The following is a 23287-nucleotide window of genomic DNA, read 5'->3' on the forward strand; positions in this document are numbered from 1 at the left end:
GCGGGCCGCGGCGACGCCGCCACCGGGCGGAACCGGTGCGCCGTCGGCCGCCGGGCCGCCGATGCCCGCGCCGTGGGCCTCGGGCCCGGGGACGTACCCGGCGGCGGGCAGCCCGGCACCCGCGGAGAAGTTCACGCCGCGCTCCAGCCGGTCGAGGCGGGCCGTGACGGAGCGCTCGTCGCCGTAGGCGCCCGGGAGGAGCACACGGGCGCAGATGAGTTCCAGCTGGAGTCGGGGCGAGGTCGCACCGCGCATCTCGGTGAGCCCCTCGTTGACCAGGTCGGCGGCGCGGCTGAGTTCGGCGGCGCCGAAGGAGCCGGCCTGCGCCCGCATGCGCTCGATGACGTCGGCCGGGGCGTCGATCAGCCCCTTCTCGGCGGCGTCCGGCACAGCGGCGAGGATGACGAGGTCCCGCAGTCGCTCCAGCAGGTCGGCGACGAAGCGCCGCGGGTCGTTGCCGCCCTCGATGACGCGGTCCACGACCTCGAAGGCGGCGGCGCCGTCACCGGAGACGAAGGAATCGACGACGGAGTCGAGCAGGGAGCCCTCGGTGTAACCGAGCAGCGCCGTGGCCATGGCGTACGTCACTCCGTCCTCGCCGGCGCCGGCGAGGAGCTGGTCCATGACGGACATCGAGTCACGCACGGACCCGGCACCGGCGCGCACCACGAGCGGCAGGACGCCGTCCTCGACGGCGATCTCCTCCTTCCGGCACACCTCGGCGAGATAGTCCCGGAGGGTCCCCGGGGGGACCAGCCGGAACGGGTAGTGGTGGGTCCGCGACCGGATGGTGCCGATGACCTTCTCCGGCTCGGTGGTCGCGAAGATGAACTTCAGATGCTCCGGGGGCTCCTCGACGACCTTGAGCAGCGCGTTGAAACCGGCCGACGTGACCATGTGGGCCTCGTCGATGATGTAGATCTTGTAGCGGCTGCGGGCCGGTCCGAAGAAGGCCTTCTCGCGCAGGTCGCGGGCGTCGTCCACACCACCGTGCGACGCGGCGTCGATCTCGATGACGTCGATGGAACCCGGCCCGTTCCTGGCCAGGTCCCGGCAGGAGTCGCATTCCCCGCAGGGGGTCGGCGTGGGGCCCTGCTCGCAGTTCAGGCAGCGGGCGAGGATGCGGGCGCTGGTCGTCTTGCCGCAGCCGCGCGGACCACTGAACAGGTACGCGTGACTGACCCGGTTGTTCCGCAGGGCCTGCTGCAGCGGGTCGGTGACATGCTCCTGCCCGATGACCTCAGCGAACGACTCCGGGCGATAGCGGCGGTACAGCGCGAGAGACGACACGCCTACGAGGTTATAGGCGCCCGCTGACAGAGCGGACCCGCGGACGAGGGACGCCCCGGCCCCGGCGAAGCCCCGCCCCGGAAGACACCCGGCGTTTTCCGGACCCGGCGACCGGTGAACCCTCAAGGGGCCGGAGCGAGCCGGACCCGGCAGGGGCCCACCCCGCCCACCTGCGGCCCACCGGGCAACGCAAGCGCCCCCCACGCACCCGCCAGAGCCGACCTACCCTTGCTGCCTTCCGGCCCTGGGGGAGTTCAGTCAGATAGCGCCGCGTGAGGGGCTTTGCACACAGTACCCGATCCCGGCCGGGGGGTACGAGTTCGCGAGCACTCCCCTCGGTCATGTAATGTTTCCGGCGGAGGATTCGCCTAGAGGCCTAGGGCGCACGCTTGGAAAGCGTGTTGGGGGCAACCCCTCACGAGTTCGAATCTCGTATCCTCCGCCAGTGCCTCACCGGGCACGATGTCGAAGGGCCCCCTGGAAACAGGGGGCCCTTCGACGTTGTCCCTACGCCTCGTCGTCCTGGTCCTTGTCCACAGCGAGCTTTTCCGGGGCTTCCCGGATGGCGCGCTCGATCTTCCGGGCCGCCTCCTTGAGCATGGGATCGGTCACGTGCAGGTACCGCGCCCGCATCCGGGCGGCGCCGCCCGGCTCCCAACCCGTGATCTGGTCGATGACCCGATCCGGGACCCCCAGCAGCATCAGCACGGTGCCCGCGGCGTGCCGTGCGTCGTGCAGGCGCCCGTCCCGGACGCCGGCGTCTTCCAGCAGCCGCTTCCAGTCGTGATGATCCGTGTTCGGACTGAGCGGCCCGCCCAACGGCTTGGTGAACACGTACTCCGACTCGGTCCACAGGTTCCCGGCCGCCGTCCGCTCCCGGGCCTGCGCCTCCCGGTGGGAGCGGAGCATCACGACCAGCGGGCCCGGGAGGGGCACGGCGCGACGGCCGGCGCGTGGCTTCGTGTTCTTCGTCTCGCGCCGCACCCGCACCCGGGCCGCGCAGTAGCCGGCCTTCCGGCCGCACGGCGCCGCCTCGCCACACCCGTGCTCGTACTTCGGCCGCAACCGGTTCCGGCGAAGCTTCAGGTACTCGTTGTCCAGCTCCACGTCGGACCACCGCAGTCCGAGCGTCTCCCCCTGCCGCAGTCCGAGCGCCAGGGCCAGCATCCAGCGGGCGCTGTTCCGGCGCTTGTTCACTTCGAGCAGGAGACTCTGCACCTCGTCGACCGAGTAGGGCTCCACCTCGTTCTCGTCCTCTTCCGTCCGGGGAGGCTTCGCCAGCGCGGCAGCGTTCTTCGCCGCGTGGCCGCGTCGCACGGCTTCGCCCAGGGCCGTACGGGCGGTCCGGTGAGCCTGGTGGGCGGTGCCCGCCTTGCTGCCGGCGCTCTGCATCCCCGGCCCGCTGAGCCGCTCTGCGTTTCATGGCCCCCGTCGCAGATGGGAAGAGCGGCGGGGCCGACGTGTGCCGCCGGGGTGACCGGCTCCGGGGAGCGGGGGCGACGGCCTTCGGCCACGGGCGGGAGGGAGCTGGACGCGCTCAGGAGAGGCCGAAGTACGAGCGGATGCCGCTGAGCATGAGCTGGATGCCGATGGTGGCGACGAAGAGGCCGCCGAAGCGGGTCATGATGGCGACGGTCGAATCCGACATGTTCATGCGGTTGACCAGCATCAGGTGGCCCACCGGGATGAGCGCAACGGTGATGCCCACGGCGATCAGCGCGGCGACCGGGCCGGACCAGCCGCTTCCCGTGGAGGAGATCGTGATCACCGTGGTGATGGCGCCCGGCCCCGCCATGAAGGGGATGGCGTAGGGCACCACGATCGAGGACTCGGCCGATTCCGGCGCCGGCCGCTCGTGGGCGGAGGCACCGCCCTGCGCACGGGGCTGCTGGCCTCCGAAGAGCATCTCGAACCCCATGAGGGCCAGGACCAGTCCGCCGGCCACCCCGAAGGCCCCGAGGTCGATGCCGATGAGCTCGAGCAGCTCCCGGCCGACGAGAGCCGAGCCGCCCAGGGTGACGCCGACGACGGTCATGATGCGGACGACGTACTCGCGCCGCCGCTCGGGCTCGTGCTCGGTGATCAGGCGGAAGAAGATGGCGCGGGTGAACGGGTCGACGAGGAGGATCATGGCGATGGTCGCCTGGACCGTGAGCTCGAGTGTGCTCATACCGCCCTCTCCCGCTGCCTCGCACCCGCCGGGCTCCGCAGGGAACCGCCGCGGGGGCATGGTCCCGGCGGGCGTCGCGCCGCTCGTTTCATCGTCGTGGCGCCATGCCCGCAGCGCCATCCGACCGCCTCGTACGGGTGTCCCGGCTCTCTGCCCCACGTCCACGGCCGTCGGCCTCGGCCCTTCGCCGGGACCGGGTCCTTCGCCGGGACCGGGTCCTTCGCCAGGGCCGGGGCCGAGGCGGGGACGGGGCCGAGGCGGGGACGGGGGGCGGGGGCACGCGTCGCACTTGGCTGACAGGCCCGTCGGGCAGGGGTCACGATCGTGCGGGTGGCCCGGCCACCCCGTGCGGAGAACCCGCCCGGTACCGGACCGGGACCGCCCGTCGACGCAGGACCCGATACCGGACCGGACCGGGACCGCCACTCAGCGCAGGACCCGGTACCGGACCGAAACCGCTGGTCGACGCAGGCCCCGGTACCGGACGGGACCGGGTCCGGGGCCGCCTGTCAGCGCTGGTCCCGGGTGCGGGGCCGGTCGCTCGGGCCCGTCACCCGCAGCTGCCGGAGCAGGCCGCCGTAGTCCTCGTCGTCGTCGCTGATGAAGATCGGGAAGGAGCCGTCGACCAGACCGACGCCCTCGACCTTGAGTCCGGAGCTGCGGGCGAGTTGCTGCGGCGGCTCGACCGGACGCAGCTGCGCACCGAGGGCCCCGCCGGGGCCGACCGTGGCCGCCCGGTACACGGCGCTGTCGAAGGGACCGAGGTCGCCGGGGTCGTAGGCGGACGAGATGTAGAGGTTGCCCTCGTTGTCGATGTCGAGGCCCGAGGCGGGGCGCGCGCCCGGCGGCTCGGGTGCCGTGAAGGAGACCGACGTCCACCGTGTGCCGAAGGTGATCGTCCCGTCCCTGCCGACGGTCAGGCGGGTCATGTTGATGGCGGTGGTGTCGCTGCCCTCCGCCCGCTCGGCGTAGACGAAGTAGTCCTTCCCGCGCACGGTCGCGACGGCCGTCGCCTCGACGTTCACGAGCGGTTCGGGGGTCTCGGGCCACGGCACCGAGCCGGCGATCTCGACGTTCAGACGGTCGTCCCACCGGGCGAGGTAGATGGTGGGGTCGGGGTCGTCGCCGTCCGCGTTGCTCTCCACCAGGAGAGCCTCGTCGCGGCCCGGCAGCCGGGCGATGCTTTCGAGGTCGTTCGGCACGGTGGGGAAGGCGACGTCGAGGTTCTGGACGATGATCCCGTCGGTGTCCACGGGGGTCCGCACGATCGAGAGACGGGGCAGGTCGCGCTCGGCGTCGTTGTCCCTCGCGTCGTGGCAGATCAGGAAGACCTCCTGGGGCTCGCCCTCGCCGTAGCCCTTCGCCTCGGTGGGCGTCCGCTCGGTGGCGAGCCAGGCGATGCCGCTGAACTCGCGCGGCGCCCGGATCACCGGCCCGGCGGTCGGCGCGACGCCGGAGGAGTCACCGGCACCGGAACGGGTGTCGGCGCCGCATGCGGCCAGCGCGAGGGCGCTCAGCCCCGCGACGACCGGCAGCAGACGCCGTCCGGGCAATGGGCACCGCATCATGTCTCCTCCCGCCGCGCAACGGGCCCGGCTCCCGGACCCGTTCTGGAAACTAGGGCACGGGACATGCGGCACCGTGCAGGCGTCACGGCGTTTCGAGAAATCCGGAACATCCCTTTCATCCCCTTGCCGCCCCCTCTTCGGGGCGCGGACCGCCCGGCAGCCCCGGTGACGGCGGGTCGCTGCCCCTGCCGAGGAGGCAGGGGGCGGCCAAGGAGGCTGGAGGCGGGGCGGGCTCAGGTGCCGGGGCGGACCAGGTCGGTGCGGCGGGTCTCCGGTTCCGGGGTGGTGCGGCCGACGGGCGAGGGGACGGCCGCCGCGTCTCTCCGGGAGGTCGGGGTCCCGGGGGCCCGGGGGGGCGTGGAGGGGCGGGGGGACGCGCCTTCCCGCGGCGCCGACGAGGGCGACGGCGAGGGGGTGACGGCCGACGGGGCGGTGGGCACCGTACGACCGGTCGCGGGCGGGGGCGCCAGCGGCGGGGCGGGGGAACTCGGCTGCGCGGGTTTCGCCAGGTACAGCGGTACGGCGACGAGGAGCGCCACGGCGCAGGAGGCGCCGACGCCGGCCGCGGTGCGCAGCGCTCTGCGGCGGGACGCGGCGCGGCGGATCGCCCGGTAGCGGCCGGGGGGCGGGGCGAGGTGGCCGGGGGCGGGGCGCAGGATCACCGCGAGGGGGTCGTCCGGTCCGGGGTCCGGGGCGCCGAGGTCGTCGTCAAAGCGAGTGGTCAAGGCTTCTCCTCAGATGGACGCGGAGCAGTTCGCGGGCCGCGTGCAGGTCGGCCTTGACGGTTCCCTCCTTGCGACCGGTCAGCACGGACACCTCCCGGACCGGCATGTCAGCGTAGTAGTGGAGGAGGATCGGGACGCGCAGTCGCTCCGGCAGCGACTGGACCAGCAGGCGTACCGAGGGGTCCGCCGGCTCGGTGCGGGAGTCGAGGGCGGCCTCGGTCGTGGCGCGGCGCATCGCGCGGCGTTCGCGCTCGAGTCGGCGCCAGTGGTCCCGGACGAGGTTGGCCGCGGTGACGTAGAGGAAGCCGCGCGGCTCCTCGACGCGGCTCCAGCGGGCCCAGAGTCGGGTGAACGCCTCGGAGGCGATCTCGTGGGCCGTCTCGTCGTCGTCGACGAGACGGCGGCACCAGCCGGCGAGGCGCGGATAGAGGGCGGCGAAGAGTTCCGACGCCGCCGTGTCGCGAGACCGTTTCAACGCTCTCCAGGGTCGTGATGCCGTCGCGGGGACGCTTGCGGGAAGGGATGCCGGGCCGGCGGCGTACGTTCCGCTGGCCCGGCACCTCGCGGGGGTCAGGGAGCCGTGGCGGTACTCAGTGCGGCGAACACGATCACGTTGTCGCGGTACCCGCCGCCGGTTCTCGGACCGCCGCAGGTGATCAGGCGGAGCTCCGGGCGGTCCACGTCGCCGTAGACGTCCTGCGTCGGGAAGTCCGCCTTGGCGGTGGCGCGTACGGCGGTGACGGCGAACCGGGCCGTGGTGCCGTCCTCCCGGCGCACCGCGATCCGGTCGCCGCGCCGCAGCCGCGCGAGGTGGCGGAAGACGCCGTCGCCGTGGGTACCGACCGTGACATGGCCGAGGACGACCGACGGGCCGACCTCGCCGGGGGTCGGTGAGTGCCGGTACCAGCCCGCCCGGTCGTTCGCGGTGACCGGGGGCACCTGCACGCTGCCGTCCGCCGCGAGTCCCAGCGGGATGAGCGGGGTGTCGACGTCGATGGCCGGGATCAGCAGTACGACCGGAGCCGAACGCCCGAGGGCGGGCGTCCCGTTCGCGGAGGGCCGGGCCGGCGGGGACGGCCGGGTGCTCGCCGCGCCCTCCGGGCTGCCCCGGCCCCGGTCGTCCCCGGGGCGGCGCGCGGCCGCGTCCGGCTCGGCGGCGTGCCCGGCGCAGCCCGTGACCAGCGCGGCCAGGGCCGCCGCGGTGAACGCCCGCCGGGACAGCGGGATCGTCATGCCCCCGTCGCCCGCCTGCGGCGTACGACGAGAACGGTCGCGCCGCCCACGACGAGCGCCGCGGCGCCCCCGCCGATCAGGTCGTCCGCGTACCCGGCCGGTGAGGACGCCTCCGGCACCCCGGTGTCGGCGGCGCCGCGCGGCACGACGGAGACCTGGTCCCGGGTCCGCTCGCCGGGGACCGAGGCGACCGGGCTGGGGGCGGTGCCCGCGTCGCGGGTCGGCTCGGCCGGGGCGGCCGTCGGGACGGCGCTGGGAACCGCGGTGGGAACCGGGCTGGGGGTCGCGTCGTCGGCGAGTGCGGTGGCGGGGCCCGCGAGGACGGCGGCGCAGGCGAGCGCCAGGGTGCCGAGGACGGTTCGGCGCATCGAGTCACGCATCGGGTTGCTCTCTCTCATCGGGTCGTCCCGGTGTGCGGCCGGGCTGGGGGATGGATCGAGCGGAGAGACGAGGCAGCACGGGGATGCGTTGCAAAGAAAGGGCAAAGCCGCTCGGGTGCAGGTGTGCGGGCGGGGACGCCGTGCCTGGCCCCGCTGACCGCCTGGCCCCGCTGACCGCGTGATCCCGGCTCACCAGGTGGGCCGGGCCGAGACGCCTCCGTCCACCACCAGGTCGTGGCCACTCACCCAGGACGCGAGCGGCGAGGCCAGGAAGACGCATGCGTCGCCGATGTCCCGGGGGCTGCCCAGCCGGCCGAGCGGCGCGGCCCGGTGCCACCGCTCCACCCCTTCCGCCCAGGCCCCGGCCAGCCCGGGGCGGTCGATCAGGCCGGGAGAGACGGAGTTGACGCGGATGCCGAGCGGTCCGTACTCCTGGGCCGCGGCACGGGCGTGCATCACGACGGCCGCCTTGGCGGCGCTGTAGTGGGAATGCAGCGGGGCGGGCTGCCGCGCCTCGATGGAGGCGATGTGCGTGATGCTGCCGCCGCCCGTGTCCCGCATGAGCGCGGCGGCGGCCTGGGTGCAGGCGAAGACACTCCCGAGGTTGGTGTCGACGACGTGGCGCCACTGGGCGGCCGTCATGCCGGCCAGCTCCTGCACGGGCTGCACTCCCGCGTTGTTCACCAGGGCGGTGAGCCGTCCGCCGCCCCAGTCCGCCGCCTCCCGCACCAGCCGTCGGCACTCCTCCTCGTCGGTGAGTTCGGCGCGCAGGACGACGGCGCGTCCTCCGGCGTCCTCGACGGCGGCGGCCACCGCGCGGGCCGGTTCGACCGCGGTGCGGCAGTGCACGGCGACCGCGGCCCCCTCCTCGGCGAGGCGCAGCGCGATGCCCCGGCCGATTCCCCCGCCCGCGCCGGTGACCAGGGCGGTCTGTCCGTGAAGCAGACTCATGGGCGGCACAGTTCCACGATCTGCGCGGCCCGGGCCGGATACCGCGCCGTCAGCTCGGCCGCGTCGCCGTGCTCGTAGTCGGCGTCGGTGAAGCCGGGCGCCATGGTGCAGCCGAAGAAGGTCCACGCGCCGCCCTCGGCGACCCGCGCGCCCATCCACGTCCCGGCGGGCACGGTGAACTGGAGGTGCTGGCCCGCGTGCAGGTCGGGGCCGAGCACGGCCGTGCGCGCGGTGCCGTCGGGAGCGAGGAGGAGCAGCTGGAGCGGGTCGCCGAGGTGGAAGTGCCAGATCTCGTCGGTGGGCAGGCGGTGCAGGGCGGAGAAGTCGTCCGCGGTGAGCAGGACGACGATCGCCGAGCCCGTGGGGCGGCCGTCCGGCCGTGCGGGGCCCGCCCAGGTGCGGCGGAACAGTCCGCCCTCGCGGGGCAGGGGGCGCAGACCGTAGTGCGCGACGAGTGCGTCCGGAGTCACCTCGATCATCACGGAAAGGCTACCGCCCGCGGAGCACAGGCGAGTTGGGCGGCCCCCGGGGGCGGGCACCCGTCCGGACGACCGGCGCCGACAGCGCCGCCCGGGCGTCCGGGTCACGCAGGCACCGCGTCAGCTGGCACGGCCGCAGCCGGGCGGTCCCAGCCGGCGCCGGGGCGAGCGCTGCCGGCAGGCCGGCAGGCCGGCAGCTCGGACGAACGCAGCGGGCACGCCCTCGTCCGGCACCGCCACGGCCGGGCCACGGGCCACGGCCACCGGCGCGCGCCCCGGCGGGGTGCGCGGGATCATCGACGCATGGACGTCACCCTTCACCTCGCCCAGGAACCCGCGGCCGACGAACTGCTGGGCCGGTCCCCCCTCGCCGCGCTGGTCGGCATGCTGCTGGACCAGCAGGTCCCGATGGAGTGGGCGTTCAAGGGGCCGCGGACGATCGCGGACCGCATGGGCGCCGACGACCTCGACGCCCACGACATCGCCGTGCAGGATCCGGAGGCGTTCGCCTCGCTGCTGTCGGAGAAGCCGGCCGTGCACCGCTACCCGGGCGCCATGGCCAAGCGCATCCAGCAGCTGTGCCAGTACCTGGTCGAGCACTACGACGGCAACGCCGAACTCGTCTGGCGGGGCGTCGACGACGGCCGCGAACTGCTGCGCCGTCTGCAGGACCTACCGGGCTTCGGCAAGCAGAAGGCGCAGATCTTCCTGGCCCTGCTCGGCAAGCAGCTCGGCGTCACGCCCCCCGGCTGGAGGGAGGCCGCCGGCGGCTACGGCGAGGCGCGGTCCTTCCGCTCGGTCGCCGACATCACCGGCCCGGACTCCCTGGCGAGGGTACGGGCGCACAAGCAGGAGGTGAAGGCGGCGGCGAGGGCGAGGAACGCCCGGCAGGGGTAGGGCGTGCCGGGCGTCGCGGGGCAGGCGGGACGTTCGCCGCACTCCCCGGCCCCGCCGCCCGACCGGACGTCCCGAGTGGCGCCGTACGGCGGCACGGCTTCAGCTGGGAGCATGACCGAGGCACCGACCGGCTCCCCCTGGAGCCCGGACGACGACGACCGCAGGGTCCACGCACAGCACCACGCCGCGTACGGAGCCCACGAACCCGAACCGCCCCTCGAAGGCCCCCTGCACGCCCTCTCCCGCGCCGCCTGGCAGATCGTGCTGGTCACCGGCGCGGCCTCGCTGGTCCTGGGCATCGTGGTGCTGGCCTGGCCCGACGCCTCGGTGCGGGTCGCCGGCATCCTCTTCGGGATCTACCTGCTGATCAGCGGCGTGTTCCAGCTGGTCGCCGCGTTCGGCACGCACCGCACGACCTCCCTGCGCGTGCTGGCCTTCATCAGCGGCGCCCTGGCGATCGTGCTGGGGCTGTTCTGCTTCCGCGGCCCCATGCAGTCGACCCTGCTGCTCGCGTTGTGGATCGGCATCGGATGGCTGATCCGCGGCATCACCCAGACCCTGGCCGCCGCTTCCGACCCGTCCATGCCCGCCCGCGGCTGGCAGGTCTTCCTCGGCGTGATCACCTTCGTCGCCGGCATCGTGCTGATCGACTCCCCCTTCGAGTCGATCGCCGTGCTCACCGTCGTCGGCGGCATCTGGCTGATCGCGGTCGGGGTGGTGGAGATCGTCACGGCCGTACGGATCCGGGGGCGGACCCGGCAGATCCCCCAGGAGCTCTGACCCGCCCGGTGCCGGGACCGGGCGGGTCGGTAGGTGAACCCTTCCGGTCACGGCACTGGCCCGTGCGGGCGTATCTGCGGCACGGCGCGAGGCCCGCGCCGCCGGCCACGGGGAGATGACACGACGTGAGCCGCGCACCACGAGCCCTGCCGCACAGCCGGACCTGGCTGCGCGCGTTCGTGCTGCTGCTGGCCCTGCTGATGCCGGGCGCTCTCGCCGAACTGCCCGCGGCGCCCGCCGCCGTGGCCGCCGAGAGCGCGGAGCACGACGTCGCGGACACGGTGTGGGTGCGTGCGCCCGCCCGCGCCGGGCACCGCACCGCGGCGCGCCGCACCGCCGTCCGGCAGCCGTCCGCCCCGCTCCCGGTGCCCGGTGCCGTCCCCGGCCGCGGTGCCCCCGCACCGCGGGCACCGCACGCGCTGGCCGCCCTGCGCTCGGTGGTCCTGCTCTGCTGACCGGCCCGTACTCCCGGGCCACCGTCAGCACGACGCAAGGAGCACCCCATGTCCACCGACCCGTACGCGGTCCTGCGCGCCCTGCTGCGCGCGGAGGCGCAGCGCGCCGCGCCGAAGCCCGACACGCGCGAGCCGCAGCAGCCGGAACGGCCGCCGCAGGAATCCGAACGCTGAGGCACCGGCGGAGACGTTCGGGGCCGACGCGGCACCACCGTCTCCGCCGGGAGACACGACGAGCGCGCGGACGGCCACCCGGCCGGGCCGCGCGCCCCGCCGGCCCCGCCGGCCCCTCCTCTTCCCCCCTCCCCCTCACCCAGAACCGGCGGTGCCGGACCGCCCGTGCCGGACCCACCGGGGCGTCGACGGGCCGGGGTCAACCGGGCGCGTCAACCGGGAGGGTCGACCGGCCGGGGGATCTGGAGCGGACCGGTGCCGACGGTCCCCGAGCCCCGGCAGCCCTCTGTCCCGCGGCGGCCCGCACGCGCTCGGCATCCGGCCGTACTCGCCCGGTGCCAGGCCGTGTTCACCCGGCACCGGACGGTGCACGTCCGGTACCGGCGGGGGGCGAGCGGCGCTCCTCGGCTCATCGGTCCGCCGACCCGTCGCTCCCGGTTCGACCTGGTGCGTCACGGTTTCTGCAGTGCCGCACTCCGTCGCCGTGGCTGCGCCCGGAACCCCTTGCCCGGTAGGCTTTCCGTGTGATCTTCAAGCGCATCGGAAACGGCCGGCCGTACCCCGACCACGGCCGGGAGAGCACCCGGCAGTGGGCGGACGTGGCACCGCGCCCGGTCCGCCTCGATCAGTTGGTGACCACCAAGCAGCAGCTCGACCTGGAGACCCTGCTCGCCGAGGACTCGACGTTCTACGGCGACCTCTTCGCGCACGTCGTGAAGTGGCAGGGCGACCTGTACCTGGAGGACGGACTGCACCGCGCGGTGCGCGCGGCCCTGCAGCAGCGCCAGGTGCTGCACGCGCGCGTCCTGGAGCTGGACTGAGCCCGCCTCGGATAACGGTTTGACCCTTTCGGGTTCTCCTGGGCGACGTCGAATGATCATCTAGTAGGCACGGCCGCTCAGGCACACTACGCTGCGGCCATGAGCATGCTGACGCCACCCGGCATGGGCGGGAAGTACCGGATCACGGGGGACAAGTACCCGAGGATGCGCCGCCCTCGACGCCGCGGCAGGCTTCTGCTGATGAGCGTCACCGGTGTCGCCCTCCTCGGCGTGATGGGCTGGGGCACGCTGCAGCTCATCGATGTCTTCACCGGGGGCGACAAGGCCTCTGCGGCCGGTACGAAGGCCGACTGCGCCACCAGGGCCACGCCGTCGCCCCGCCCGGTCGCGCTGCCCGAGCCGGACCGGATCACCGTCAACGTGCTCAACGCCACGCCCCGCAGTGGCCTGGCGAAGCAGACCGCCGACGAACTGCGCAAGCGCGGCTTCCACATCGGCGAGGTGGGCAACGCGACGAAGGAGTACGACAAGAAGATCACCGGCGCCGGTGTGCTGCTGGGACCCGCGTCCTCGCTCAACAGCACGCTGCCGGTGCTCGCCACCCAGCTCCCCGCCGCCGAGCGCCGCACCGACGCGGCCCGCAAGGGCGAGGCCGTCGACCTGATCCTCGGCAGCGGCTTCAAGTCGCTGGCCGCCCAGCCCGACGCCGCGCGTGCGCTGGCCGAGCTGATGAACCCGCAGCCGGCCCCGACGGCTTCGCGGAAGGGCTGCTGAACCGCACCGGCCGCCTCCCCGGAAGGACCGTTTCTGCGCGGGAGGGTCCCCCGTGCCGCCGGGAAGCCGGAGAAGCCCCGTGGCACCGGCCCCGGCGGGACGGGCCGACCGCGCCGGCCCCGGTGGGACGAACCCGCCGCACCGGAGTGGAGCCGGGGACGAGGCACCGGGGACCGGGCACGGCGCGCCGACGGGAGCCTCCCGCCGGTTGCGGAGCCGGATCGCCGGGAGGCTTCCCCGCCGGTCCGGCACCGGATCGGCCTACTCCGCAGCCCCGTACAGGCGGTCGCCGGCGTCGCCCAGGCCCGGGACGATGTAGCCGTGCTCGTCGAGATGGTCGTCGACGGCGGCCGTGACGACGGTGACCGGGGCGCCGGCCAGCTCCCGCTCCATCACCTCGACACCCTCCGGGGCGGCCAGCAGGACCACCGCGGTGACGTCGTCGGCGCCGCGCTCGATCAGCTCACGGATCGCCGCGACCAGCGTGCCGCCCGTGGCCAGCATCGGGTCCAGGACGTACACCTGGCGGCCGGAGAGGTCCTCCGGCATGCGGGAGGCGTACGTGGAGGCCTGCAGCGTCTCCTCGTTGCGGATCATGCCCAGGAAGCCCACCTCGGCGGTCGGCAGCAGCCGGACCATGCCATCCAGCATGCCGAGTCCGGCGCGCAGGATCGGCACCACCAGCGGACGGGGGCGAGCCAGCTTCACGCCGGTGGTCTGCGCGACCGGCGTCCGGATGTCGACGACCTCGGTGCGCACGTCGCGCGTGGCCTCGTAGGCGAGCAGGGTGACCAGCTCGTCGGCGAGCCGCCGGAAGGTCGCGGAATCGGTGCGCTGGTCGCGCAGCGTGGTGAGCTTGTGGGCGACCAAGGGGTGGTCGACGACGTGGAGACGCATGTCCACAACAGTAACCGGGCCGCATGGGGCCGGACGCCCCCACTCAGCGTGATCCCCTGCGCATCGATTCGGCCGTGTGCTGGCTTCGAACCGCTCACCGGGGGGAAGGTGGGGAGGACGGAGCGGGGGGTGGTGTGCCTGATGCCTGAACGGCCGGACCGATCGAACGACACCGACGGCGCCGACGACACCGGCGGCGCCGGCCGCGGCATGCGGGACACGGGCGGCCGCCCGGACCGCGGCGCGCGGGATGCCGGCGGCCGCCCCGTCCCTGCCGCGCCGTCGGAGACCGACGCCGAACGGCGCCGCCGCCGAGCCCAGTTCCTGCGCGAACTCGCCGAGGCCAGGGAACTGCGCGCCCGGGTCCAGCCGCGACGCGCCAAGACGGCCCGGCTGCGCCACGCGATGCGTATGCGGACGTTCCGCTGGTAGGCCCCGCCGGGCCCGGCGACGGCACCGCGAGGGCCCGCGGCACCCGGGAAGTTCCACGCCGGTGGCGGTGTTGCCGTGGTGGACGTACGGGAAAGCGGGGAGTTCCCGCGTACGATCCGCACATGGTGGCAACGACAGTGCGGGGGAGTCCGTCGCGCTTGTGCCGGGGGCACATGCCGGCGTCCTACGCGCAGAACTCGTTCAGGTCCGGTCGAAACCGTCGGACACAGGGAGCCGAAGACGCCCCCTGAACGCCTCGTTTCTGCCACGATGCCGAGTGGGTGGGGCTCGAAGCCCGAGTTCTCCCACCCTCAGCCTCCGCCGGGGGGACCCCCAACCGGCACGCCTCAGACCAGTGGGAGAGTCACGGTGTACTTCGCCGCACTGCTCGCGCGCACCGAAGACGGGTGGGAAGCGAGCGACACAGAGCTCGACGATGTGGAAACCCTGTCGGATCTGGCCGACCTGGCCAGGGAAGCCTCGACCGACGAGGACACGGTGCTCGTCCTGATCGAACAGGAGGACGCGTGGTTCGGCCTCGTCCGCGTGGACGGGGAGGACGACCCGCGGGTCTTCGTCTCGAACGCCGCCGTCGCCGCCCGCAGCTCCTACGGCGAGCTGCTGCTCACCGACGAGCTGCTCGGCCGGGAACCCGGGGACGACGGCTCCGACCTGGACGCGCTCGATCTCGACGGGACCGAGGACGGCGAGCCCGAGACCGCCGACGGCGACGAGGACGACGGCACCGACGTGCCGCACGGCCCGGTCGGCGACACCGGCATCCTCGACGACCTCGGGCTCACCGGGAAGGAGCTGCTGTCCGTCGAGGGCGACGCGCTGACGGAGATCGCCGACGCCCTGGGCGCCTCGGACCTCCTGGAGGCCGTCCGCTGACCGCCCCCGACACCACGAACCGACCGGACCCGGTACGCGACCGCTGGCGGGCCGCGATGCGGCTCGCCCTGGACGAGGCCGGACAGGCCGTCCGGGGCGGGGACGTACCGGTGGGCGCCGTCGTGCTGGCCCCGGACGGCACGACCGTGCTCGCGACCGGGCACAACGAGCGCGAGGCCACCGGCGATCCGACCGCGCACGCGGAGGTCCTCGCGATCCGCAGGGCCGCCGAGGCGGTCGGCGAGTGGCGGCTGACCGGCTGCACGCTCGTCGTCACCCTGGAGCCGTGCACGATGTGCGCGGGGGCGATCGTGCTGTCCCGGGTGGACCGGGTCGTCTACGGCGCCCGCGACGACAAGGCGGGGGCCGCCGGTTCCCTCTGGGACGTCGTCCGGGACCGCCGGCTCAACCACCGTCCCGAAGTGGTCGAGGGTGTACTCGCGGACGAGTGCGCCCGGCTCCTCACAGACTTCTTCCGCTCCTCCTGACGGCCCCGCGGACGCCGGTACGGATACGGATTTCGGCGCCGGGCCACCGGTGCTGTAGGGTCTCTCTCGGTAGCGTGTCCGAGCGGCCGAAGGAGCTCGCCTCGAAAGCGAGTGTGGCGCAAGTCACCGAGGGTTCAAATCCCTCCGCTACCGCTCTGGAACGAAGGGTCCGGCTCATCGAGCCGGACCCTTCGTGCATCTCCGGCTCGTCCGTCTCCGGCAGGACGTCCCGAACGCGGTGGGTTCGGCCCCGCGCCGGACGCCGTTCCCGCGCCGGCCGGCGTGTCGGGTCCCGCCCGCGCGAAGCCGGTGACGGGGCGACGGGGGCCGGGGCGGGGGGAGCGGTCTCGGGGGACGGCCGCTCCCCCGGCGGGGACCGGCCCCCCGACGCGTGGCCGGCTTACGGGGGATCGCCGGACGCGTCCCGCAGTGGGGGTCGGTCCCGTGCCGCCCGCCGGAGTTCTGCCGTTCCGGGGGCGCCTCTCCATCCTGCGTGCACCCGTCCGCCGGGCATGCCGGAGAAGGACCCTGTTCCCCCGGAAAAAGACCTTGGTCCGCGGGTCGTTGGTCCTTAAATATGGACGTGTGGCTACACTCGCGGCCGGTAGCGGGTCCCACGGGGGCGCGGACACGACAGGGGAGGCCGCGATGGCGGTGAACGCGAAGAAGATCGCCGTCTATGTACTCGTGGTCTTCGCGCTGTACGTGATCATCACGGACCCGGCCAGGGCCGCCGACTACGTCCAGGTAGGGTTCGAGGGCATATCGGACGCCGCCAAGGCCATCGGCGACTGCATGACGTGGATCGTCAACGGAGGCAAGAGCTGAACCGGGAGAGCCCATGATCCGCCACCTCGTCCTCTTCAAGCTCGACGAGGGCGTCGATCGCCGCGACCCGCGCGTCGAGAGGGGCGTCGAGGCCTTCCGCGCACTCGACGGCAGGATCGAGGAGATCCGCCACTGGGAGCTGGGATGGAACTTCAGCGACCGCCCGATCGCCTACGACTTCGCCATCAACTCGGCCTTCGAGGACGCCGATGCGCTGCGCCGCTACGTGGAGCACCCCGAGCACCAGGCCGGTGTCGCCCTGTGGCGCGAGTTCGCCACGTGGGTGATCGCCGACTACGAGTTCTGAGGGCGAACCGACGAGGCCCCTCGGAAGCCCTCCGCCGCAACGGTGGAGGGCTTCGCCGCGTCCGCGCCCCGAAGCAGGGGTGAAATGCGGCGAATCGCCCTCAACACGTTGATTTGCGGTGCTTGCACACAGTGCACATGTCTTGTGATGCTATGACCGCTTTTGACGGATGAGTTGACCGATTCGAACGAGGTGGCGTTGACCGTGTCGGCCAGTACCGCGCCTCCCCAGGTGACCGCGGCCACCGCTCCGCAGCGCAGCCGCGGCGCCGACACCCGGGCGCTCACCCAGGTGCTCTTCGCGCAGCTGAAGGAACTCCAGCCGGGCACGCCGGAGCACAACCGGGTGCGCGGGGCGCTGATCGAGGCCAACCTCCCGCTCGTGCGCTACGCGGCGGCCCGTTTCCGCTCCCGCAACGAGCCGATGGAGGACGTGGTCCAGGTCGGCACCATCGGCCTGATCAACGCCATCGACCGCTTCGACCCGGACCGGGGCGTGCAGTTCCCGACGTTCGCGATGCCGACCGTCGTCGGCGAGATCAAGCGGTACTTCCGGGACAACGTCCGCACGGTCCACGTCCCGCGCCGGCTGCACGAGTTGTGGGTCCAGGTCAACAGCGCCACCGAGGACCTGACCACCGCCCACGGGCGCTCCCCCTCCACCGCCGAGATCGCCGAGCGGCTGCGCATCAGCGAGGAGGAGGTGCTCTCCTGCATCGAGGCCGGGCGGTCGTACCACGCGACCTCGCTGGAGGCCGCCCAGGAGGGGGACGGGCTGCCGGGACTGGTGGACCGGCTCGGTTACGAGGACCCGGCCCTGGACGGCGTGGAGCACCGCGACCTGGTGCGGCATCTACTGGTCCAGTTGCCGGAGCGCGAACAGCGCATTCTGCTGCTGCGCTACTACAGCAATCTGACCCAGTCACAGATCAGTGCAGAACTCGGCGTCTCACAGATGCATGTTTCGAGACTGCTCGCCCGTAGCTTTCAGCGACTGCGATCCGCAAACAGGATCGACGCGTAACCTGCGCGAGCGAATCGCTCACCAGGGCGGTTCCCGGCAGTTGAGCGCTGAAATGGCATCAGACCCCCTTCTTCCAGGGCCGTTTCGCGTCTCGCATGTCGACATGTCACTACAGCGTGTTGCCGACATGTGACATTCTTCCGGAAGCGCGTTTGCCGTGGCCTCGGCTCCGGTATTCAGGTGAAGGCTGGCGTTCCTCCGTGGGGACGTTCGCCACGACCGTCCCGCGACCCAGAGGGGGTGGCATGTCCGCAGACCAGGGCAGCTCGAAGGTGGTGCTCACGCTCACGAAGAGCGAGACAGCGCCGGAGACGCTCGACGCTCTCGACTCCATGGACGAGGTTCCGGCCCTGACGGCCGCGCCGGCCCCGGCTCCGACCGCCACGGACCTCCCGGCGTCCGAAGCCATCGACACCCGAACCCTGTCCCGCTCCCTGTTCCTGCGGCTCGCCGTCCTCGACGAGGCCAGCCCCGAACGCGCCTACGTCCGGGACACGCTCATCGAGCTGAACCTCCCGCTCGTCCGCTACGCCGCCGCGCGCTTCCGCTCGCGCAACGAGCCGATGGAGGACATCGTCCAGGTCGGCACCATCGGCCTGATCAAGGCGATCGACCGCTTCGACTGCGAACGCGGCGTGGAGTTCCCGACGTTCGCGATGCCGACCGTCGTCGGCGAGATCAAGCGCTTCTTCCGCGACACCTCCTGGTCGGTACGCGTCCCGCGCCGCCTCCAGGAGCTCCGGCTCGCCCTCACCAAGACCAGCGACGAGCTCTCCCAGAAGCTCGACCGCTCCCCGACCGTCAGCGAACTCGCCACCGCGCTCGGCGTCTCCGAGGAGGACGTGGTCGACGGCCTCGCGGTCGGCAACGCCTACACCGCCTCCTCGCTGGACTCCCCGGCACCCGAGGACGACGGCGGCGAGGGCTCCCTCGCCGACCGGCTGGGGTACGAGGACACGGCGCTGGAGGGCGTGGAGTACCGCGAGTCCCTCAAGCCGCTGCTGGCCAAGCTGCCGCCGCGCGAGCGGCGGATCATCATGCTGCGCTTCTTCGCGAACATGACCCAGTCGCAGATCGGCGAGGAGGTCGGCATCTCCCAGATGCACGTCTCCCGGCTGCTCACCCGCACCCTGGCCCAGCTGAGGGAGGGCCTGATCTCGGACTGACCCGCCCGGCCCCGCGCCCGACGGGGCGTCGACGACCGCCGCGAGGCGCCACCGCGTCCGGTGGCGCCTCGCGCCGTCCGGGACGCCCCCGGACTCCGGGACGCGCGCGAGGGGTGCGACCGGGTGAGGGCCGGCGCTCGGCGGGCGGCGGCACATGGGTGAGCAGTCGCCCGGCGGCACGGCGGCGCGACGAAGAGGTGCCCCGCGCCGCGGCCGGGACGTGCGTGGCGCCGCCGGCCGAACCGGGCCTGGCGCCGCGTCCGGGAGGGGCGGCGCGGCAAGGGGTGCCTGTGCGGCGGGGCGAAGGGCGCGGCGGACGCACCCGGGTCGGCGCCCCGCCGCGGAGCGTGCCACCGGCACGGTCCCCGCGGGGCGGCACGTGTTCCGGGCACACGGAGGGTCCGGCGGTCCCGTTCGGGAGCGCTCGTGCTCCCGCCGTCCGCCGGAACCTGTGTGCCCGGGCCGGAGGCGGTCCGGGCGCGGGCCTACTTCAGCGCCATCCAGGCCACCACCGCCACGATCACCACCGCGACGACCACGCCGGCGATCAGACCGACGCGGGGGCCGGAGGAGGCCTGCTGCTGCTCGCCCCGAGGGGCCTCGTCGACGAAGGCGCGGAACATCTGGGTGCTGCCGGCGGGGTCGTGGTTGCCCTGCGGGCCCTGGGTGTTAGCCATGGCCCGAGACCCTAGCGAATCCGCCGGTGCGGCCCAAGTGCGGGTCCTGCTGCTGCCGCACCCGCCGCCACCTGGCCGTTTGCGCTCGACGTAGGCGCCTTTGCCAAGTTTTTAGCCCAGGCCTCGCCCATTTGTTTGCCTTCAGCAACCAAACATAGCTATGGTTGCCCGGAGCAACAAACTCGGAGGTGTGTGATGGCCGCACAGGCGCAGTACGAGGAGCTGATCCGTCAGTTCAGCGCCTTCGGTGCCGTGAAACGGGAGATGGGACGGCTCCTGCCGTCCGACTGCCCGAGCGGCTCGGCGGCCGTACTGACACTGCTCGGGCGCCACGGCGACATGCGGGTGAGCAGGCTCGCCGAACTGCTGGCCGTGGATCTGTCGGTCACCAGCCGGCACGTCGCCCACGTCGCCGAGCGGGGCTGGATCGAGCGGTCCCCCGATCCGGCGGACAAGCGCTCGCGGATCGTGGGCCTCACCCCCGAGGGCCGGCACAAGCTCGACGGGATGTCCCGGGCGACGTCCCGGATGCTCGCCGAGCGGCTCGCCGACTGGAGCGACGAGGAGGTCGCCCAGCTCACCCGGCTCATGACCCGGCTGCGCGCCAGCTTCGACGACGGCCGGGCGGCACCCCCGAGACCGGCGCCGCCACCCGGCGGGCTCGCTGCGACCACCCGTACACCCGCAAGCACCTAAGAGAAGGAAGCCCATGGCAACGACCACACCAGCCGGTGTGCGGGCTCATGCCAAGCACGGGGATGGCTCCTCCGGCGGCCACGCTCCGATGACGCACCGGCAGATCATGGAGGCGCTCTCCGGGCTGCTGCTCGGCATGTTCGCCGCCATCCTGTCCTCCACCATCGTCTCCAACGCCCTGCCCGAGATCATCAAGGACCTCGGCGGCGGCCAGAGCGCGTACACCTGGGTGGTGACCGCCGCCCTGCTGGCGATGACGGCCTCCACTCCCCTGTGGGGCAAGCTCGCCGACCTGGTCAGCAAGAAGGCACTGGTCCAGCTCGCGCTCGTCGTCTACATCGTGGGCTCGGTCGCCGCGGGTCTGGCGCAGAACCCCGGCATGCTGATCACCGCCCGCGCGGTGCAGGGCGTCGGAGCGGGCGGCCTGTCCGCCCTGGCGCAGATCGTCATGGCGGCGATGATCTCCCCGCGTGAGCGCGGCCGTTACTCCGGCTACCTGGGCGCCACCTTCGCCGTCGCCACCGTCGGCGGTCCGCTGATCGGCGGCGTCATCACGGACACCGACTGGCTGGGCTGGCGCTGGTGCCTCTACGTCGGTGTGCCGTTCGCGCTGATCGCGCTGGTGGTGCTGCAGAAGACGCTGCACCTGCCGGAGACCCGGCGCAAGGTCAAGGTCGACTGGGCGGGCGCGTTCTTCATCACCGCGGCGGTCTCGCTGCTGCTGGTCTGGGTCACCTTCGCCGACGACAGGTACGACTGGCTGTCGTGGCAGACCTGCGCGATGGTCGGCGGTTCCGTCGCACTCGCCCTGGTCTTCCTCCTCGTCGAGACCCGGGCAGCCGAACCGATCATCCCGCTGCGGCTGTTCCGCAACCGCACCATCGCGCTGGCCTCGCTCGCCTCGATGTTCGTCGGTGTCGCGATGTTCGCCGGCACCGTCTTCTTCAGCCAGTACTTCCAGCTGGCGCGTGACAAGTCGCCGACCATGTCGGGCGTCATGACCATCCCGATGATCGGCGGCCTGTTCGTGTCGTCCACGATCTCCGGCCAGGTCATCACCCGCACCGGCAGGTGGAAGGCCTGGCTGCTGGCCGGCGGTGTGCTGCTGACGGCGGGCCTGGGCCTGCTGGGCACCATGCGCCACGACACCCCGTACTGGCACCTCGCGATCTTCATGGCGCTGATGGGTCTCGGCGTCGGCATGATGATGCAGAACCTGGTGCTGTGCACGCAGAACCAGGTCGACCCGGCCGACCTCGGCTCCGCGTCCTCCGTCGTGACCTTCTTCCGCTCGCTCGGCGGTGCCGTGGGCGTGTCGGTGCTGGGCTCGGTGATGTCGACGCGGATCACCCACTACGCCAAGGACACCATCGGCCAGCTCAGCCCGCAGGAGCAGATGGCCGCGGCGAAGACGAGCGGCAGCGGCCGGCTCCCCGACATGGACGCGCTGCCGACCGGCATTCGCAACTGGCTGGAGGGCGCCTACGGCCACGGCATCGCCGACGTCTTCCTCTACGTCGCCCCGATCGCCCTCCTCGCGCTCATCGTGACCCTGTTCATCAAGGAGGTGCCGCTGCGCACCACCGGCGCCCTCGCCCAGGCCGCCGAGGCCGACGCCCGGACCGCGGCGCCCGCCGCCCCGGCAGCCGTCCCGGTCACACCCGCGGTCGCCGCCCGGGCCGGCGCCCTGACCGTCGGTGCCGGCGACGCGGACGGCCACGACGCCGGACTCGCCCACCCGGGCGAGTAACCGGCCCCGGCCCGTGGCGGGCACGCGGACCTTCCCGCGTGCCCGCCACGGGTCTGCGGGTCTGCGGGTCTGCGGGTCTGCGGGTCTGCGGGGGCAGCACGTCCTAGGCTGAGGCCATGGCGCCGAACATCGCGACGAACACGACGGTTTCCCGCGACGGACTGCTGGACTTCGTCCGCCCCCGGCACCGGGCGATCCTGCTGACCCGGCGGGCCGACGGCAGTCCTCAGGGGTCGCCGCTGACCTGCGGGGTCGACGACTCGGGGCGCATCGTCGTCTCCACGTACCCCGAGCGGGCCAAGACGAGGAACGCCAAGCGGGACGAGCGCGTCAGCCTCGTCGTGCTCAGTGACGAGTGGAACGGGCCGTGGGTCCAGATCGACGGGACCGCGGAGGTCGTCGACGCGCCGGACTCCGTGGAACCGCTCGTCGAGTACTACCGCAACATCGCGGGCGAGCACCCGGACTGGGACGAGTACCGGGCGGCGATGGTGAAGCAGGGCAAGTCGATCATCCGGGTCACACCGGTGCGGTGGGGTCCGGTGGCCACGGGCGGGTTCCCGGCCCGGCTGGCCCAGGACCCGCGGTAGGGGCGGCGGTCAGCCGCGCCCGGCCATCACCTCGATGCCCGCGATCAGCAGGTCCAGGGCGTAGCCGAAGTCCCGTTCCATCAGCTCCGCGACCGTGTCGCCGCCGCGGGCCTCCGTGGTCTTCCGGGACTCCTGGACGGCCTCGGCGGCGGCCGGGGGCTCGGACACCTCCGCCGGCGCGTGCCGGACGTAGGCGTCACGGGTCGTGCCGAGGGCGGCGCCGTGGGTGTGGAAGCAGCCTTCCCGGGTCCCGTAGCCGTACACGAACTGGAGGACCGCGGCGATCGCGCTCGTGATGCGGTCGGCAGGCAGGCCGGTGCGGCACACGACGTGCCGGACCGCGCGGGAGAACGCCAGGTTGTGGGGCCCGATGTTGAGGAACCGGCCGATCAGCGGCGACATCCAGGGATGCCGCGCCAGTACCCGCCGGTACTCGGTGGCCAGTCGGCGCAGTTGCTCCCGCCAGTCCTCGTCCGCGGCACCCGGACCGGGCAGGCGCACCTCGCCGCAGACGGCGTCCAGGGCGAGTTCGAGGAGGTCGTCCTTGGCGTCGACGTACCAGTAGACGGACATCGCGGTCACGTCCAGCTCGCGGGCCAGCCGCCGCATGGAGAAACCGTCCAGACCCCCGGCGTCCAGCAGCCGCACCGTCGCCCCGGTGATGCGGTCCCGGTCGAGTCCCGAGGGCTGCCCGCCGCCACGCCGGCCACGCGCCCGGCCCTCCAGCCAGACGCTGCTGCGGGCAGTGCCCCCGGCCTGCCGGCCCGACCTGGTCATGGGCGCAACCTTCCTCGACTCGGCGACACCGATCACCCCGGGCACCCGGTGAGCACGATGAACCGCGTGCACCGGGCGGTACCCGCCGCCGCACGTCTACCCAG

At 73.2% G+C, this 23287-nt stretch carries 27 protein-coding genes, 2 tRNA genes, 1 other RNA gene and 2 pseudogenes; 18 read left to right on the forward strand and 14 right to left on the reverse strand.

Annotated features, from left to right (window positions below):
* Both I3F54_RS28170 and ffs read right to left on the reverse strand, forming a co-directional pair.
* Positions 1–1290: DNA polymerase III subunit gamma and tau (locus I3F54_RS28170; protein ID WP_240121743.1), on the reverse strand; the 1290-nt coding region annotated here is incomplete at its 3' end.
* Positions 1291–1476: 186 nt separating this feature from the next.
* An RNA gene (gene ffs / locus I3F54_RS28175) (signal recognition particle sRNA small type) lies at positions 1477–1575 on the reverse strand.
* Between the two features lie 72 nt (positions 1576–1647).
* On the opposite strand from ffs, the gene I3F54_RS28180 reads away from it, so the two are divergent.
* Positions 1648–1735, forward strand: a tRNA-Ser gene (locus I3F54_RS28180).
* 62 nt (positions 1736–1797) lie between these two features.
* Here the strand turns inward: I3F54_RS28180 and I3F54_RS28185 are convergent.
* The 9 genes and pseudogenes from I3F54_RS28185 to I3F54_RS28225 all read right to left on the reverse strand — a co-directional run.
* Positions 1798–2682 (reverse strand): annotated as a pseudogene (locus I3F54_RS28185) (tyrosine-type recombinase/integrase); the annotation flags it as partial.
* 145 nt (positions 2683–2827) lie between these two features.
* Positions 2828–3460, reverse strand: a complete 633-nt coding sequence (locus tag I3F54_RS28190; RefSeq protein ID WP_240121744.1) for a MarC family protein — start codon at positions 3458–3460, stop codon at positions 2828–2830.
* Between the two features lie 509 nt (positions 3461–3969).
* Entirely contained in the window at positions 3970–5013 is a 1044-nt protein-coding gene (locus I3F54_RS28195; protein WP_240121745.1) for a hypothetical protein, read from the reverse strand.
* Between the two features lie 248 nt (positions 5014–5261).
* On the reverse strand, positions 5262–5753 hold the full coding sequence (locus I3F54_RS28200; protein ID WP_240121746.1) for a hypothetical protein: 492 nt from the start codon (positions 5751–5753) through the stop codon (positions 5262–5264).
* Complete coding sequence (locus I3F54_RS28205) at positions 5737–6228, reverse strand: RNA polymerase sigma factor (RefSeq protein WP_240121747.1); 492 nt, start codon at positions 6226–6228, stop codon at positions 5737–5739. The genes I3F54_RS28200 and I3F54_RS28205 overlap by 17 nt, the downstream gene beginning before the upstream one ends.
* 95 nt (positions 6229–6323) lie before the next feature.
* Entirely contained in the window at positions 6324–6986 is a 663-nt protein-coding gene (locus tag I3F54_RS28210) for a class F sortase (protein WP_240121748.1), read from the reverse strand.
* Positions 6983–7354 carry a Tat pathway signal sequence domain protein gene (locus I3F54_RS28215; protein WP_240121780.1) on the reverse strand — a complete coding sequence of 124 codons (372 nt, stop codon included), beginning with the start codon at positions 7352–7354 and terminating at the stop codon, positions 6983–6985. Before I3F54_RS28215 ends, I3F54_RS28210 begins: the two co-directional genes overlap by 4 nt.
* 201 nt (positions 7355–7555) lie before the next feature.
* Entirely contained in the window at positions 7556–8317 is a 762-nt protein-coding gene (locus tag I3F54_RS28220; protein WP_240121749.1) for an SDR family NAD(P)-dependent oxidoreductase, read from the reverse strand.
* Positions 8314–8796, reverse strand: a complete 483-nt coding sequence (locus I3F54_RS28225; RefSeq protein ID WP_240121750.1) for a cupin domain-containing protein — start codon at positions 8794–8796, stop codon at positions 8314–8316. The genes I3F54_RS28220 and I3F54_RS28225 overlap by 4 nt, the downstream gene beginning before the upstream one ends.
* Before the next feature lie 303 nt (positions 8797–9099).
* Between I3F54_RS28225 and I3F54_RS28230 the strand changes: the two genes are divergently transcribed.
* The 6 genes from I3F54_RS28230 to I3F54_RS28250 all read left to right on the forward strand — a co-directional run bounded on the left by I3F54_RS28230 (position 9100) and on the right by I3F54_RS28250 (position 12658).
* Positions 9100–9693: an HhH-GPD-type base excision DNA repair protein gene (locus tag I3F54_RS28230; RefSeq protein WP_240121751.1), complete on the forward strand. Its 594-nt coding sequence runs from the start codon at positions 9100–9102 to the stop codon at positions 9691–9693.
* A gap of 111 nt (positions 9694–9804) precedes the next feature.
* Positions 9805–10473: an HdeD family acid-resistance protein gene (locus I3F54_RS28235; protein WP_240121752.1), complete on the forward strand. Its 669-nt coding sequence runs from the start codon at positions 9805–9807 to the stop codon at positions 10471–10473.
* Positions 10474–10598: 125 nt separating this feature from the next.
* Entirely contained in the window at positions 10599–10928 is a 330-nt protein-coding gene (locus I3F54_RS28240) for a hypothetical protein (RefSeq protein WP_240121753.1), read from the forward strand.
* A gap of 48 nt (positions 10929–10976) precedes the next feature.
* Entirely contained in the window at positions 10977–11102 is a 126-nt protein-coding gene (locus I3F54_RS32220) for a hypothetical protein (RefSeq protein ID WP_275676956.1), read from the forward strand.
* A 524-nt stretch (positions 11103–11626) separates the two neighbouring features.
* On the forward strand, positions 11627–11923 hold the full coding sequence (locus I3F54_RS28245) for a type II toxin-antitoxin system VapB family antitoxin (protein WP_004943146.1): 297 nt from the start codon (positions 11627–11629) through the stop codon (positions 11921–11923).
* A gap of 123 nt (positions 11924–12046) precedes the next feature.
* A complete protein-coding gene (locus tag I3F54_RS28250) occupies positions 12047–12658 on the forward strand; it encodes a LytR C-terminal domain-containing protein (RefSeq protein ID WP_240121781.1) in 612 nt (203 codons plus the stop codon).
* 261 nt (positions 12659–12919) lie between these two features.
* On the opposite strand, the gene upp is transcribed toward I3F54_RS28250, so the two are convergent.
* Positions 12920–13555: a uracil phosphoribosyltransferase gene (gene upp, locus I3F54_RS28255; RefSeq protein WP_240121754.1), complete on the reverse strand. Its 636-nt coding sequence runs from the start codon at positions 13553–13555 to the stop codon at positions 12920–12922.
* A gap of 141 nt (positions 13556–13696) precedes the next feature.
* Between upp and I3F54_RS28260 the strand changes: the two genes are divergently transcribed.
* The 8 genes from I3F54_RS28260 (at position 13697) to I3F54_RS28295 (ending at position 18693) form a co-directional block, all read left to right on the forward strand.
* Entirely contained in the window at positions 13697–13987 is a 291-nt protein-coding gene (locus tag I3F54_RS28260) for a hypothetical protein (RefSeq protein WP_374205977.1), read from the forward strand.
* 369 nt (positions 13988–14356) lie between these two features.
* The gene (locus tag I3F54_RS28265; RefSeq protein ID WP_240121755.1) at positions 14357–14881 is read left to right on the forward strand and encodes a hypothetical protein; all 525 of its coding nucleotides are present in this window, start codon (positions 14357–14359) and stop codon (positions 14879–14881) included.
* A gap of 56 nt (positions 14882–14937) precedes the next feature.
* Positions 14938–15369 carry a tRNA adenosine(34) deaminase TadA gene (gene tadA / locus I3F54_RS28270; protein ID WP_240121756.1) on the forward strand — a complete coding sequence of 144 codons (432 nt, stop codon included), beginning with the start codon at positions 14938–14940 and terminating at the stop codon, positions 15367–15369.
* Positions 15370–15437: 68 nt separating this feature from the next.
* A tRNA-Ser gene (locus I3F54_RS28275) sits at positions 15438–15522 on the forward strand.
* Positions 15523–16017: 495 nt separating this feature from the next.
* Positions 16018–16197, forward strand: coding sequence for a hypothetical protein (locus I3F54_RS28280; RefSeq protein ID WP_240121757.1), 180 nt, complete (start codon positions 16018–16020; stop codon positions 16195–16197).
* Positions 16198–16210: 13 nt separating this feature from the next.
* A complete protein-coding gene (locus tag I3F54_RS28285; RefSeq protein ID WP_240121758.1) occupies positions 16211–16504 on the forward strand; it encodes a Dabb family protein in 294 nt (97 codons plus the stop codon).
* Positions 16505–16666: 162 nt separating this feature from the next.
* Positions 16667–17527 carry an RNA polymerase sigma factor SigF gene (locus I3F54_RS28290; RefSeq protein WP_275676959.1) on the forward strand — a complete coding sequence of 287 codons (861 nt, stop codon included), beginning with the start codon at positions 16667–16669 and terminating at the stop codon, positions 17525–17527.
* A gap of 245 nt (positions 17528–17772) precedes the next feature.
* Entirely contained in the window at positions 17773–18693 is a 921-nt protein-coding gene (locus I3F54_RS28295; protein WP_240121759.1) for an RNA polymerase sigma factor SigF, read from the forward strand.
* Positions 18694–19178: 485 nt separating this feature from the next.
* On the opposite strand, the gene I3F54_RS28300 is transcribed toward I3F54_RS28295, so the two are convergent.
* Positions 19179–19370, reverse strand: a complete 192-nt coding sequence (locus I3F54_RS28300; RefSeq protein WP_240121760.1) for a hypothetical protein — start codon at positions 19368–19370, stop codon at positions 19179–19181.
* Between the two features lie 195 nt (positions 19371–19565).
* Between I3F54_RS28300 and I3F54_RS28305 the strand changes: the two genes are divergently transcribed.
* The 3 genes and pseudogenes from I3F54_RS28305 (at position 19566) to I3F54_RS28315 (ending at position 22406) form a co-directional block, all read left to right on the forward strand.
* Positions 19566–20066 carry a MarR family winged helix-turn-helix transcriptional regulator gene (locus tag I3F54_RS28305; protein WP_240121761.1) on the forward strand — a complete coding sequence of 167 codons (501 nt, stop codon included), beginning with the start codon at positions 19566–19568 and terminating at the stop codon, positions 20064–20066.
* Between the two features lie 13 nt (positions 20067–20079).
* Positions 20080–21753, forward strand: a pseudogene (locus I3F54_RS28310) (MDR family MFS transporter); the annotation flags it as partial.
* A 179-nt stretch (positions 21754–21932) separates the two neighbouring features.
* Positions 21933–22406, forward strand: coding sequence for a PPOX class F420-dependent oxidoreductase (locus tag I3F54_RS28315; RefSeq protein WP_240121763.1), 474 nt, complete (start codon positions 21933–21935; stop codon positions 22404–22406).
* Between the two features lie 9 nt (positions 22407–22415).
* Here the strand turns inward: I3F54_RS28315 and I3F54_RS28320 are convergent, their stop codons facing one another.
* Positions 22416–23183 carry a TetR/AcrR family transcriptional regulator gene (locus tag I3F54_RS28320; protein ID WP_240121764.1) on the reverse strand — a complete coding sequence of 256 codons (768 nt, stop codon included), beginning with the start codon at positions 23181–23183 and terminating at the stop codon, positions 22416–22418.
* Between the last annotated feature and the right edge of the window lie 104 nt (positions 23184–23287).

It is taken from the genome of Streptomyces sp. MUM 2J, from assembly GCF_022414535.1.
In the GTDB taxonomy this organism is placed as follows: domain Bacteria; phylum Actinomycetota; class Actinomycetes; order Streptomycetales; family Streptomycetaceae; genus Streptomyces.